The organism is Pseudomonas neuropathica (assembly GCF_051174785.1).
In the GTDB taxonomy this organism is placed as follows: domain Bacteria; phylum Pseudomonadota; class Gammaproteobacteria; order Pseudomonadales; family Pseudomonadaceae; genus Aquipseudomonas; species Aquipseudomonas neuropathica_A.
Map to the genome: position 1 here is coordinate 5,180,778 of NZ_CP195111.1, position 13,064 is coordinate 5,193,841.

Below are 13,064 nucleotides of genomic sequence, written 5' to 3' on the forward strand. Positions count from 1 at the left end.
GGTGAGGGGGATCCTGAGTCTGATCCGAATTTTGCGATCACCGCAAAACCTTTCCCTCACCCCAGCCCTCCCGAAACGTCGGACCGCCCATAGGGAGAGGGGGCTAAAAGCGATCAATCAAGCAGCGAAATCGCCGTTGGCGCATCGTTGCCGACCAGCGCCAGGTCTTCGAATTCGTTGACTGCGTTGATCTCGGTACCCATGGAGATGTTGGTCACACGCTCCAGAATGATCTCGACGATCACCGGCACCTTGAACTCTTCGATCATCTGTTCGGCCTTGCGCAGGGCAGGGGCGATTTCCGACGGTTCGAACACACGCAGCGCCTTACAGCCGAGGCCTTCAGCCACTGCGACGTGGTCAACACCGTAACCGTTGAGTTCCGGCGCGTTCAGGTTATCGAAGGACAGCTGCACGCAGTAGTCCATTTCGAACCCGCGCTGTGCCTGACGGATCAGACCCAGGTACGAGTTGTTCACCACGACGTGGATGTACGGCAGCTTGAACTGAGCGCCGACCGCCAGTTCTTCGATCATGAACTGGAAGTCATAGTCCCCCGACAGGGCCACGACTTTGCGGTTCGGATCGGCCTTCACCACGCCCAGCGCTGCCGGAATGGTCCAGCCCAACGGGCCTGCCTGGCCACAGTTGATCCAGTGACGCGGCTTGTAGACGTGCAGGAACTGCGCGCCGGCAATCTGCGACAGACCAATGGTGCTGACGTAGCAGGTGTCCTTGCCGAACACCTGGTTCATTTCTTCGTAAACGCGTTGCGGTTTGACCGGCACGTTGTCGAAGTGGGTCTTGCGGTGCAGGCTGGCTTTGCGCTGCTGGCAATCTTGCAGCCAGGCACTGCGGTTTTTCAGTTTGCCGGCGGCTTGCCATTCACGAGCGACTTCGATGAACACGGTCAGCGCAGCAGCGGCGTCGGAAACGATGCCCAGATCCGGGGTGAACACACGACCGATCTGCGTGCCTTCGATGTCGACGTGAATGAACTTGCGGCCTTCGGTGTACACGTCAACCGAACCGGTGTGACGGTTGGCCCAACGGTTACCGATACCCAACACCACGTCGGATTTCAGCATCGTCGCGTTGCCGTAACGGTGCGACGTTTGCAGACCGACCATGCCGACCATCAGCGGGTGATCGTCCGGGATGGTGCCCCAGCCCATCAGGGTCGGGATAACCGGAATGCCAGTCAGTTCAGCGAATTCAACCAGCAGATCGCTGGCGTCGGCGTTGATGATGCCGCCGCCGGCAACCAACAGTGGACGCTCGGCTTGATCCAGCAAAGCCAAAGCCTTCTCGACCTGAACGCGGGTCGCGGTCGGCTTGGCCAGTGGCAGCGGCTGGTAGGCGTCGATGTCGAATTCGATCTCGGCCATCTGTACGTCGAATGGCAGGTCGATCAGCACCGGGCCTGGACGGCCGGAGCGCATTTCAAAGAACGCTTTCTGGAACGCGTAAGGCACTTGGCCCGGTTCCAGAACAGTGGTCGCCCACTTGGTGACTGGCTTGACGATGCTGGTGATGTCGACAGCCTGGAAGTCTTCCTTGTGCATACGGGCGCGGGGTGCCTGGCCGGTAATGCAGAGGATTGGAATCGAGTCGGCCGAGGCGCTGTAGAGCCCGGTGACCATGTCGGTACCGGCAGGGCCGGAAGTGCCGATGCACACGCCGATGTTGCCGGCCTTGGTGCGGGTGTAGCCCTCGGCCATGTGCGAGGCGCCTTCAACGTGGCGAGCAAGGACGTGATCGATGCCACCGACTTTCTGCAAGGCGGAGTACAGCGGGTTGATGGCAGCGCCCGGGATGCCAAAAGCGGTATCAACCCCTTCACGGCGCATCACCAGAACGGCGGCTTCGATTGCTCTCATTTTGCTCATGGTTTTGTGCCTCTTTACGTTTTGTAATTGTATACAAGTGGCTTTGCGCAGAGTTTATTCACGGCGGACGGCGCAGGTCAATCCATTTTCTCAAGCGTCTGTTTCATTCGTCGGAAGCCTCTCTGAGTGTGGCTTTTCGTCGCATGTAGCGCTTTTCGAGAATTATTGTATACAAAAAAATAACTCATTGTGTTCTATTTGTTGCATCGGCCTGCGGCAGAAAACCGCAGTCCCACGACTTTCCCTATAACAAAATGAGGACGGCACCATGAGCGCTTTAACCTTGAAAGTCGCAGTCAACCTGGTCAACCAAGCCATCACTGCAGGGCGCGGCATCAACGCCGCGCCGCTAACCATTGCGGTACTCGATACCGGAGGCCACCTGATCACCCTGCAACGCGAAGACGGCGCCAGCCTGCTGCGCCCGAACATCGCCATCGGCAAAGCCTGGGGCGCGATTGCTCTGGGTAAAGGCTCGCGCCTGCTGGCACTCGACGCGCAACAACGCCCGGCGTTTATTGCCGCGCTGAACAGCATGGGCCAGGGCAGCGTCGTGCCGGCACCGGGGGGTGTGTTGATTCGGGATCAGGCGGGCAATGTGCTGGGCGCGATCGGGATTAGCGGGGATTTGTCGGATATTGATGAGCAGGTGGCGATCAGGGCGGTGGAGGCGTTGGAGTTGAGGGCGGATGCGGGGGTGGCTGCTTGATTTGTAGCGTCTGATTAACCGCCTTCGCGAGCAGGCTCGCTCCCACATTGGATTTGTGCTCAGACACAAAATGTCTGAATACCCCAAGCCCCTTGTGGGAGCGAGCCTGCTCGCGAATACGATCTCAAAAACACATCTTGCTAAAAACCTGACACTTCCTCCCACATTCACAGAGCTAGCCTTTTCCTGATCAGGACATGAAAAGGCGAAGGAATGCTGAATCTATCTGCTTCAAATCGTTTGCGCATTGGTCGTTACTCCGAACACAACCGCATCTACCTGCTGACAACCAATACGGCGGGAAGGCAGCCTGTTTTCAGCAACTTTGCACTGGGTCGATTGGTCGCCAGCCAATTTCACGTCGCAGAGGAAATGGGCATTGCCAGTACGTTGGCCTGGGTTGTCATGCCAGATCATTTTCATTGGCTGATTGAGTTGAAGCGCGGTTCGCTCGGAGAGTTGATGCAGCGTACAAAATCCCTCAGCACCAAAGCCGTAAATCTCTCGACGGGTCGACAGACCAGTCTTTGGCAATCAGGCTTTCATGATCGTGCATTGCGCAGAGAAGAAGATCTGGTGAAGTTGGCTCGGTATATCGTGGCTAATCCGTTGCGGGCTGGTTTGGTTAAGAAGCTTGGCGACTATCCGCTGTGGGATGCGATTTGGGTTTGAGCGTTATTCTGTGTTGCCGCCATTCGCGAGCAGGCTCGCTCCCACAGGGGATTTGTGAACGCCACAGATCCAATGTAGGAGCGAGCTTGCTCGCGAAACAGTCACCGCGGGCTATCAGTCCGGCTCACACCCTTTCAACACCAACCGGATAATCGTCTGCGCCGCCGCTTCATAATCGGCTTCATCCAGCTTGTCCTTACCCGTGACCGCAGAAATCTGCCAGTCAAAGTCGGCGTAGGTCTGGGTTGCGGCCCAGATGCTGAACATCAGGTGATTAGGATCGATCGGGGCGATTTGCCCGCGGTCGATCCAGCTCTGGATGCAGTCGATGTTATGTTTGGCCTGGCCGTTGAGCTGCTCGACGAGGTCGGCGCTCAGGTGCGGGGCGCCGTGCATGATTTCGCTGGCGAATACTTTCGAGGCGAACGGCAGGTCGCGGGAGATGCGGATCTTCGAGCGGATGTAGCCGCTCAGCACCTCGCTCGGCACGCCGTCCGGATTGAACGGGGTCGAGGCCTGCAAAATCGGCACGATGATGCTTTCCAATACCTCGCGGTAGAGGTTTTCCTTGGACTTGAAGTAGTAATAGACGTTGGGCTTGGGCAATCCCGCCTTGGCGGCGATGTCGCTGGTTTTGGTCGCAGCGAAGCCCTTGTCGGCAAACTCCTCACTGGCGGCACGCAGGATCAGTTCTTTGTTGCGCTCGCGGATTGTGCTCATAAACCCGGTGGTTCCTTGCCTGTTCTGGCGGTTGCGCATGGTAGCACCGGCCTCGCGCGACGCTCAAGAATGCCCCGCGTGGTCTAAGGTCGCGTTATGCTTCGCAACATTCATACATAAAAGGAAACAGGATTCATGGCAGGAAGCAGTTTGCTGGTGCTGGTCGACGATATTGCCACCGTGCTGGACGACGTGGCGTTGATGAGCAAAATGGCCGCCAAGAAGACTGCCGGCGTGCTCGGTGACGACCTGGCGCTCAATGCCCAGCAGGTCTCCGGTGTGCGTGCCGAGCGGGAAATTCCCGTGGTTTGGGCCGTAGCCAAAGGCTCGTTCGTCAATAAACTGATTCTGGTGCCGTCGGCGCTGGCGATCAGTGCATTCGTGCCGTGGCTGGTGACGCCGTTGTTGATGGTCGGCGGTGCGTATTTGTGCTTCGAAGGTTTCGAGAAGCTCGCGCACAAGTTTCTCCACAGCAAGGCCGAAGATGATGCCGAACACGCTCAGCTGACCGAGGCCGTGGCCGATCCGGCAACTGATCTGGTGGCATACGAGAAGGACAAGATCAAAGGCGCGATTCGCACTGACTTCATTCTCTCGGCAGAAATCATCGCCATCACCTTGGGCACCGTGGCTACTGCTTCGCTGACTCAGCAAGTGATCGTGATGTCCGGCATCGCGATTGTAATGACGGTGGGCGTGTATGGGCTGGTAGCGGGTATCGTCAAACTCGACGATCTCGGCCTGTGGCTGACGCAAAAGCCTGGGCAGTTTGCGAAAAAAGTCGGCAGCGCCATCCTCAGCGCCGCGCCGTACATGATGAAAACCTTGTCGGTGGTTGGTACGGCGGCGATGTTCCTGGTCGGCGGCGGCATCCTTACCCATGGCGTGCCGGTGCTGCATGACTGGATTGAAGGCGTTGGCGCGGCGGCCGGCAGTGTCGGGTTTGCGGTGCCGATGTTGCTCAATGGTGTGGCGGGGATCATTGCCGGTGCGGTGGTGTTGGCGGTTGTTTCCGTCGTCGGCAAGATATGGAAAGCCGTGAAGGGCTAACCAGCGACACAAAACAAATGTGGGAGCGAGCTTGCTCGCGAAAGCGGAGTATCAGTCGACTTAAATATTGACTGGACTACCGCATTCGCGAGCAAGCTCGCTCCCACAGTGTTTTGTGGCAGCCGTTTTTACTCGGCGACCTGCAACTTGCGCGCTTCGGTGTACACGTAACGCACTTTCTCGTACTCGAACGGTGAGTTCATCTGGCCGTAGCGGAAGCTGGTCTGATAGCGCTTGTCCACCGCGCGCAGGGCCCAGATTTCCGGGTGGTTGGAGCTGACTTCCGAGACGTTGAGGAAGTTGATCGCCGATTCAGCGGTGTAATCGACAGCCAGGCCTGCAGTGTCACGGATGTTCGACGGGCCGAGGATCGGCAGTACAAAGTAGGCGCCGCCCGGTACACCGTAGAAGCCCAGAGTCTGGCCGAAGTCTTCGCTCTGGCGTGGCAGGCCCATGGCGGTGGCCGGGTCCCACAGACCGGCGATGCCGATGGTGGTGTTGAGCAGCAGGCGCGCGGTCGTTTCCATCGAGCGCTGGCCTTTGAACTGCAACAGGCTGTTGACCAGATTCGGCACGTCACCAAGGTTGTTGAAGAAGTTGCTTACCCCGGTGCGCACGAAGCTTGGCGTAATGTAGCGATAGCCGTCGACCACCGGCAGGAACACCCATTGGTCGAAGCGATAGTTGAAGTGGTAAACCCGGCGGTTCCACGACTCCAGCGGGTCGTAGACATTCAGCGCGTTGAGCGTCGAACGCTCGAATTCGCGCTGATCCAGCCCCGGGTTGAATTTGAGTTTGGATAGCGGCTCTTTAAAGCCGTCGCTGTCGACCACCACGGGCGCGTTGGCTTTACTGTTGTCGGCCTGGGCCACGCCTGCGCAGAGTAGCGCTGCAATCAGCAGGAGATGTTTAGCCACGGAAGAACTCCAGCATGGCGTCGCTGTTGACGCGGTAGTTAAGGTTGCCGCAATGGCCGCCCAGTGGATAAACGGTGAGTCGATCACCGAAGGTCTTGCGCAGGAAACCGAGGTCGCCCGGACCGAGGATCACGTCATCGGCGTTGTGCATCACGGCGATTTTCGGGCTGTCGTGCAGGTAATCCTTGAGCGCATACAGGCTGACCTGATCGATCAGTTGCAGCAGGCTGCCGCCGTCGGTGCGCGCACGCCACATCGGAATCACCTGATCGGTCAGGTAGCAGTCGAAGTCGCACTGCAGCGCGCGCTTGAGGAACGGCGTGAGGCTGGTGCCTTCGGTGATCGGGAATTTCGGCGGGGTGATCAGGCCGCGACGGTTGATCAGGTCCGAGGTGAACGCAATGTCGGCTGCAGAGAAGCGGAACGAAGTGCCGATCAGCATCGCCATCTGTTCGTTGGTCAGGTGCTGCTTGGACTGCTGGAAGTCATAAAGCAGTGCATCGTTGAGGTCGATGTAGCCTTTCTGCTGGAAGTAGCGGGTCAGCTTGGCCAGCACCAGTTCATAGAACGTCGTGCTGGTGTTGATGCCTTTAACTTCGGTTTGCACCAGTTTGTCGAGGTTAGTGACCGAAGTGTAAAGGTTGACCGGCGGGTTGAGCAGCAGGACTTTCTTGAAGTTGAAGCTGCGGCGCGTCTCGTCCAGATGCGCGACGAACGCGGCATCAAGCGCGCCGAGGCTGTAGCCGGTCAGGTAATACTCTGTCACCGGCAGTTTCGGATTCTGCGCCCGTACAGCCTGCATCACCCGGTACATGTCTTCGGCGTCTTCCTTGGTTACGCCCGGGGTGGCGAAACGCGAGGCAGCGCTGATGAAGTCGAAACTGGTTGGCGACGACAACTGGACGACATGGTAGCCGGCCTTGTAGTAGAGCTTTTTCAGGTATTCGTTGAGCGTGCTGTCATAGCGTGCGCCGGTGCCAGCGATCAGGAAGATCAGCGGTGCTGGCTTGTCCTGGGTGGCGATGCGGTAGGTGAGTTTTTTCACCGCCCAGAAGTTGTCCGGCAGAATGAACTCGCGCTCCGGGCGCAAGGTCAGGCTGCGGTCCGACTGATTGATGTCGTCGTCCAGCGGCAATTCCGGGCGCAAGTCCGGCGGCGTCGTGGCGATGGTCGCCTCGAACGGGTTGGTCAGGGGGTAGCCATAACTGGCGGCGTCGATATCCACCGCCAGTGCGGACGCACTCAAAATAAGGCCGCTGAACAGCGCGGCGAAGCGCAAGGAACGGAGCATGACTAGATCCCTTAGAGGAAGGTGCCGAATGAAGTTCGCAGGCTATGACCACCGGGTTTGCACCAAAGTGCCATGCTGCGGCACCAAACAGGCAGAATTCGGAGTAATAGTAGCTGGACGATACACTTTGCACGCCCTGAATGAACAGTTAACAGTTGTTAGTTCTTGCACACGGCTGGCGGCAGATTAAGCTGGCCGCCGATTTCCGAAGATTGGAGTGTTTCATGTCCCGCCGTTTGCCCGTGATGTTGCTGCTCGTTCTGTTGCCGTTATGGTTGGCCGCCAGCTATGGCGCACGTTATGGCTTTATGGAAGACGGGCGGTGGGTCGGTATCTGCGTGGATGAGGCCAGTCGCTGGGAATGCCAGCTGCGTTCGAACCTTGGGTTGATGATTCATTTCAAGGTATTGGGCTGGACGGCGTTGGGTGCGGCGTTGATCGGTTTTGTCTTGCCGGGGCGGGCAGGGTGGTGGCTGGCGGTGCTGGCGCTGGTATTCGGAGTGCCAGCTCTGGCGTTGTACAACACCACGTTGGCGGTGTTTGCGTTGGTGATTGCCGGGTTGCGTCTGGTGCGCGAGTCCCGTAGCGCCTGACAGTCAGTCTTCGCGAGCAGGCTCGCTCCCACGGGGGATTTGTGAACGCCACAGATCCAATGTGGGAGCGAGCCTGCTCGCGAAGAGGCCTGATGCCACTCTGAAGATCAGAGGCTGCGAACGCGCAGGCAGCGCCACAACGCAGCCATCATCAAGCCACTCACAACCGCCCAACCCCACGCCTGCTGATTCTGCAAACCTTCCTGATACAACTGCGGCGCAATCCCCGCCCCGACAATAAACGTCAGCAACGCAATCTCCCGACGCGGCACGCTCACCGGCCGGCACAGATAAACCAGCGCCGGCAGCACAAACGCCATGCTTGCAAAGCTGCGATAACGCGGATCAAACACCATCTCCAGCATCATCACCGCTGCGGCAAAGCCTGCTGCCGCGACCAGCCAGCCGGCGCGGCGCTCCAGCAGATTGAACGCCCGTTCCCGCCAACCGTTGCGCGCGCTCAGCGTCAGTGCGGCGTGTGCCAATACCAACAGATTCAGCGCTGTCAGCAAGCTGACCCACAGCCATTCGCTGGTAAACCTTGTGGTCACCCGCGCCAGATCACCCCAGGCGCCAATCGAGCAAGCGGCGAGGGCGCCCAGCAGCGGTAACACCAGCGCCGAACGCGTGGTACGAACGCGACCGCCAAGGATCAGCGTGCCAAGGAAAATCAGCCCGCCGACCGCCAGCCATTCTTTCCAGAACGGCACATTGGTCACCGGCCCGGCCAGCACGCCTTTGTCCTGACGATCCGCGTCGAACAGCCCCCAATAACCGCCAACCGCACCTTCGCTGCCGCGCTTCCACGGCTGGTCAAACGCTTCGATCAGGTTGTAATGCCAGCCTTCTTTCTCGGCCATCGCGACAAAACCACGAATGAATTTGGCCTCGTTGACCCGGCTCGGCAGGGCGGTCTCACGCTGGCGGCCTTCGCTCGGCCAGCCGGTTTCGCCGATCATTACGTCTTTGGGCGCGAATTTATTGCCGAACACCTGACGCACTTGCGCGACATGCTGCAGGGCGACGTCGATATTCGACGGATCATCTTCCCAGTACGGCAATAAGTGAATGGTCAGGAAGTCCACTGCCGGCGCGACTTCCGGATGCTGGAGCCAGAACTCCCAGACATCGGCGTACGTCACCGGTTGCTTGACCTGACTCTTGACCTTGTTGATCAGTCGAACCAGTTGCGTGCCAGTGACCTCCTTGCGCAGCAAGGCTTCGTTGCCGACGATCACCGCGCTGACCACGTCCGGGTTGGCGTTGGCCGAGGCAATCAGCAGGTCGACTTCTTTCTCGGTGTCCACCGGGTTGCTGTTGACCCAGGCGCCGATCATCAATTTCAGACCATGTTTACGCGCCAGATCCGGCAGCGCCTCGAGGCCTGTCATCGAATAGGTGCGAATGCACTCAAAACGTGTCGCCAGCAACGCGAGGTCAGCGTCCATGCGCTCGGGGCGCAGTTTGAATGGCACGTCGAACGGTGATTGGTCTTTATCGAACGGTGTGTACGAGGCGCACTGCAGCTTGTGCGTCGGCGTCGCCGCATCCGGCAGAATCACCGGTTGGCCGAGGCCGTACCAGAAGCCCCCGAGGGCAAACAGCCCAAGCAGGCAGGCGAAAAGATACGGCAGAAAAGGAAAACGGGAGGTCGCGGACATGGTCAGGCCGAGTGGCTGCAAAGCGACGCATGTTACCTGCATTTATAGAGGGTTGGTGGCTCGCATGATTTTGACATGCAAAGTTCGGGCGGATTATTTGGCGTCATTTATATAGTCGCGATTAATGGCCTTGTGATGTCGTTTCTCGTTGTCTTGAGGTCGCTGGCAGAGCAGGTCGCGAGCGTCGTCAGGTTGATGATCAGGGCATCAGTACTCCGCTGATGTTTGAGTGGGTTTGCGGTCAGGCGTGATGGGGGCGCTGTGCACCATAACAATACGTTGACGTCGCCCGCCATCCGTCGGGCGCAGCATTTCGGGGAAGTAACGATGAAGATGCGACGACTTTTAGGCGCAGGTGCCGCTCTGGCGCTGGCGATGAGTGCGACACTGGCCAGTGCGGAAACCAAGACCCTGAACATCGGTTACGTTGACGGCTGGTCCGACAGCGTGGCGACCACTCACGTGGCAGCCGAAGTGATCAAGCAGAAACTCGGCTACGACGTGAAGCTGCAAGCCGTCGCCACCGGGATCATGTGGCAGGGCGTGGCCACTGGCAAACTCGACGCCATGCTGTCGGCGTGGCTGCCGGTGACACACGGCGATTACTGGACGAAGAACAAGGATCAGGTCGTCGATTACGGCCCGAACTTCAAGGACGCGAAAATCGGCCTGATCGTGCCGGAGTACGTTAAAGCCAAGTCGATCGAAGACCTGAAAACCGATGACACCTTCAAAAATCGCATCGTCGGCATCGACGCCGGTTCAGGTGTGATGCTCAAGACTGATCAGGCGATCAAGGATTACGGCCTCGACAAATACACTCTCAAAGCCAGTTCCGGCGCCGGCATGATCGCCGAGCTGACCCGTGCCGAGAAGAAAAACGAATCCATCGCCGTCACCGGTTGGGTGCCGCACTGGATGTTCGCCAAGTGGAAACTGCGCTTCCTCGACGACCCGAAAGGCGTGTACGGCCAGGCTGAAACCGTTAACAGCATCGGCAGCAAAGGCCTGGAAGCCAAGGCACCGGAAGTGGCCAAGTTCCTGAAGAACTTCCAGTGGGCCTCGAAAGACGAAATCGGCGAAGTCATGCTGGCGATTCAGGACGGTGCCAAGCCTGACGCAGCAGCGAAAGATTGGGTAGCCAAGCACCCGGATCGCGTGGCTGACTGGACTAAATAAAAGCCTCACCGCCTAACCCTGTGGGAGCGAGCCTGCTCGCGAATGCGATCTGTCAGTTGATGCAAATATCGACTGATCTGACGCCTTCGCGAGCAGGCTCGCTCCCACAGTTGTTTTGTGGCGTACCGGAAATTGGCAAAAGTGTCATGGCGTTCTACTACTAAGGTCGTCTGTTACCGCGCTCGCAGCCGCATACATTAGCTATGTTCCAACAATAATCTGTGCTGCGAGGATAAAAACAATGAACGACAGCATTTACCTCTCGATTCAAAACAGTCCCCGATTCAAGGAGCTGGTTCAGAAAAGGGAACGATTCGCCTGGATTCTCTCGGCAATCATGCTCGGGCTTTACTCTGGCTTCATTCTGTTGATCGCTTACGGGCCGCACATACTGGGTGCGAAACTCAGTCCGGAATCCTCGATTACCTGGGGCATTCCAATCGGTGTCGGACTCATTCTTTCAGCGTTCATTCTTACCGGTATCTACGTGCGCCGCGCCAATGGCGAGTTCGACGACCTGAACAATGCGATTCTCAAGGAGGCTCAGCAATGATCCGGCGTCTACTGGCTCTATTGAGCGTCGCAATGTTCGCCCCGGGTGTCTGGGCAGCTGACGCGCTGACCGGTGAAGTGGCCAAACAGCCCCTGAACATTCCGGCGATCCTGATGTTCGTCGCCTTCGTTGGTGCGACCTTGTACATCACTTACTGGGCCTCGAAGAAAAACAACTCGGCGGCCGACTACTATGCGGCGGGCGGCAAGATCACCGGTTTCCAGAACGGTCTGGCGATTGCCGGTGACTACATGTCGGCGGCATCCTTCCTGGGGATTTCCGCGCTGGTGTTCACCTCCGGCTACGATGGCCTGATCTACTCGATCGGCTTCCTGGTGGGCTGGCCGATCATTCTGTTCCTGATCGCCGAGCGTCTGCGTAACCTGGGTAAATACACCTTTGCCGACGTGGCGTCCTACCGCCTCGGGCAAACCCAGATTCGCACGCTGTCTGCCTGCGGTTCGCTGGTGGTGGTGGCGTTCTACCTGATCGCGCAAATGGTCGGTGCCGGCAAGCTGATCCAGTTGTTGTTCGGTCTGGACTACCACGTCGCGGTGATTCTGGTCGGGGTGCTGATGTGCATGTACGTACTGTTCGGCGGCATGCTGGCGACCACCTGGGTACAGATCATCAAGGCTGTGCTGTTGCTGTCCGGCGCCTCGTTCATGGCGCTGATGGTGATGAAGCACGTAGGCTTCGACTTCAACACGCTGTTCTCCGAAGCGATCAAGGTTCACGCCAAAGGCGAAGCGATCATGAGCCCGGGCGGTCTGGTCAAGGACCCGATTTCGGCCTTCTCGCTGGGTCTGGCGCTGATGTTCGGTACCGCTGGCCTGCCACACATTCTGATGCGCTTCTTCACCGTGAGTGACGCAAAAGAAGCTCGCAAGAGCGTGCTCTACGCAACTGGCTTCATTGGTTACTTCTACATCCTGACCTTCATCATCGGCTTCGGCGCGATCCTGCTGGTCAGCACTAACCCGGCCTTCAAAGATGCGGCTGGCGCGCTGTTGGGCGGCAACAACATGGCGGCGGTGCACCTGGCCAACGCGGTCGGTGGCAGTATCTTCCTCGGCTTTATCTCGGCGGTGGCGTTCGCGACCATTCTGGCGGTTGTGGCAGGTCTGACGCTGGCCGGTGCCTCGGCGGTTTCTCACGACCTGTACGCCAGTGTGATCAAGAAGGGCAAGGCGAACGAGAAGGATGAGATCCGCGTTTCGAAGATCACCACCATTGCCTTGGCGGTGCTGGCGATTGGCTTGGGCATTCTGTTCGAAAGCCAGAACATTGCGTTCATGGTGGGCCTGGCGTTCTCCATCGCGGCTAGCTGTAACTTCCCGGTCCTGCTGCTTTCGATGTACTGGAAGAAGTTGACCACTCGTGGTGCGATGATTGGCGGCTGGTTGGGGCTGGTGAGTGCGGTGGGGCTGATGATCCTTGGCCCGACCATCTGGGTGCAGATTCTGCATCATGAGAAGGCGATCTTCCCTTACGAGTATCCGGCGCTGTTTTCGATGATCATTGCGTTTGTGGGGATCTGGTTCTTCTCGATCACTGACAAGTCGGCGGCTGCGGATAACGAGCGGGCGCTGTTCTTCCCGCAGTTTGTGCGTTCGCAGACTGGGTTGGGGGCGAGCGGGGCGGTATCGCATTGATGGTTTGATGGTTTTGTAATGTTGTGCTGAATGCCCCGGTTGAGAGATCGGGGCATTTTTTTGTGGGCGGTTATCGGACTTTGGTGTGTTTTTTATTGGGTGTATATCCGTTGCTGCGGTAACGGCTGATTAGGGTTTCGCCCTTACGGCGACTCACTTTTTTTCAAACGCCAAA

General features: G+C 58.3%; 12 protein-coding genes. 7 read left to right on the forward strand and 5 right to left on the reverse strand.

Going from position 1 to position 13,064, the window contains the following annotated elements; all coding sequences use genetic code 11:
* Positions 1-113: 113 nt before the first annotated feature.
* Positions 114-1,889 (reverse strand): glyoxylate carboligase, encoded by a 1,776-nt coding sequence (gcl, locus tag ACRRSD_RS23465; RefSeq protein ID WP_008083509.1) that lies wholly within the window; start codon positions 1,887-1,889, stop codon positions 114-116.
* A gap of 268 nt (positions 1,890-2,157) precedes the next feature.
* Here gcl and ACRRSD_RS23470 point away from each other — a divergent pair, with 268 nt between their 5' ends.
* Together ACRRSD_RS23470 and ACRRSD_RS23475 are read left to right on the forward strand one after the other, a co-directional pair.
* On the forward strand, positions 2,158-2,598 hold the full coding sequence (locus ACRRSD_RS23470; RefSeq protein WP_095050212.1) for a GlcG/HbpS family heme-binding protein: 441 nt from the start codon (positions 2,158-2,160) through the stop codon (positions 2,596-2,598).
* Between the two features lie 213 nt (positions 2,599-2,811).
* Positions 2,812-3,270, forward strand: a complete 459-nt coding sequence (locus ACRRSD_RS23475; RefSeq protein ID WP_150794398.1) for an REP-associated tyrosine transposase — start codon at positions 2,812-2,814, stop codon at positions 3,268-3,270.
* Between the two features lie 114 nt (positions 3,271-3,384).
* On the opposite strand, the gene ACRRSD_RS23480 is transcribed toward ACRRSD_RS23475, so the two are convergent.
* Positions 3,385-3,990 carry a TetR/AcrR family transcriptional regulator gene (locus ACRRSD_RS23480; RefSeq protein ID WP_007919931.1) on the reverse strand — a complete coding sequence of 202 codons (606 nt, stop codon included), beginning with the start codon at positions 3,988-3,990 and terminating at the stop codon, positions 3,385-3,387.
* Between the two features lie 135 nt (positions 3,991-4,125).
* Here ACRRSD_RS23480 and ACRRSD_RS23485 point away from each other — a divergent pair, with 135 nt between their 5' ends.
* Complete coding sequence (locus ACRRSD_RS23485; RefSeq protein WP_435035606.1) at positions 4,126-5,040, forward strand: DUF808 domain-containing protein; 915 nt, start codon at positions 4,126-4,128, stop codon at positions 5,038-5,040.
* 128 nt (positions 5,041-5,168) lie between these two features.
* Here ACRRSD_RS23485 and ACRRSD_RS23490 read toward each other — a convergent pair whose 3' ends face one another.
* Positions 5,169-5,957, reverse strand: a complete 789-nt coding sequence (locus ACRRSD_RS23490; RefSeq protein WP_122608270.1) for an MlaA family lipoprotein — start codon at positions 5,955-5,957, stop codon at positions 5,169-5,171.
* Entirely contained in the window at positions 5,950-7,248 is a 1,299-nt protein-coding gene (locus tag ACRRSD_RS23495; RefSeq protein WP_435035608.1) for a serine/threonine protein kinase, read from the reverse strand. The genes ACRRSD_RS23490 and ACRRSD_RS23495 overlap by 8 nt, the downstream gene beginning before the upstream one ends.
* A 224-nt stretch (positions 7,249-7,472) precedes the next feature.
* Here ACRRSD_RS23495 and ACRRSD_RS23500 point away from each other — a divergent pair, with 224 nt between their 5' ends.
* Entirely contained in the window at positions 7,473-7,841 is a 369-nt protein-coding gene (locus ACRRSD_RS23500; protein ID WP_435035609.1) for a hypothetical protein, read from the forward strand.
* Positions 7,842-7,948: 107 nt separating this feature from the next.
* Here the strand turns inward: ACRRSD_RS23500 and ACRRSD_RS23505 are convergent, their stop codons facing one another.
* The gene (locus ACRRSD_RS23505) at positions 7,949-9,544 is read right to left on the reverse strand and encodes a glycosyl hydrolase family 17 protein (protein ID WP_435035610.1); all 1,596 of its coding nucleotides are present in this window, start codon (positions 9,542-9,544) and stop codon (positions 7,949-7,951) included.
* A gap of 285 nt (positions 9,545-9,829) precedes the next feature.
* Here ACRRSD_RS23505 and ACRRSD_RS23510 point away from each other — a divergent pair, with 285 nt between their 5' ends.
* From ACRRSD_RS23510 to ACRRSD_RS23520, 3 genes are all read left to right on the forward strand, one after another.
* Positions 9,830-10,681, forward strand: a complete 852-nt coding sequence (locus ACRRSD_RS23510; RefSeq protein ID WP_435035611.1) for a glycine betaine ABC transporter substrate-binding protein — start codon at positions 9,830-9,832, stop codon at positions 10,679-10,681.
* Between the two features lie 241 nt (positions 10,682-10,922).
* Complete coding sequence (locus ACRRSD_RS23515; protein WP_008087300.1) at positions 10,923-11,234, forward strand: DUF485 domain-containing protein; 312 nt, start codon at positions 10,923-10,925, stop codon at positions 11,232-11,234.
* Positions 11,231-12,889 carry a cation acetate symporter gene (locus ACRRSD_RS23520; RefSeq protein WP_435035613.1) on the forward strand — a complete coding sequence of 553 codons (1,659 nt, stop codon included), beginning with the start codon at positions 11,231-11,233 and terminating at the stop codon, positions 12,887-12,889. The genes ACRRSD_RS23515 and ACRRSD_RS23520 overlap by 4 nt, the downstream gene beginning before the upstream one ends.
* The last annotated feature ends 175 nt before the right edge of the window (positions 12,890-13,064 follow it).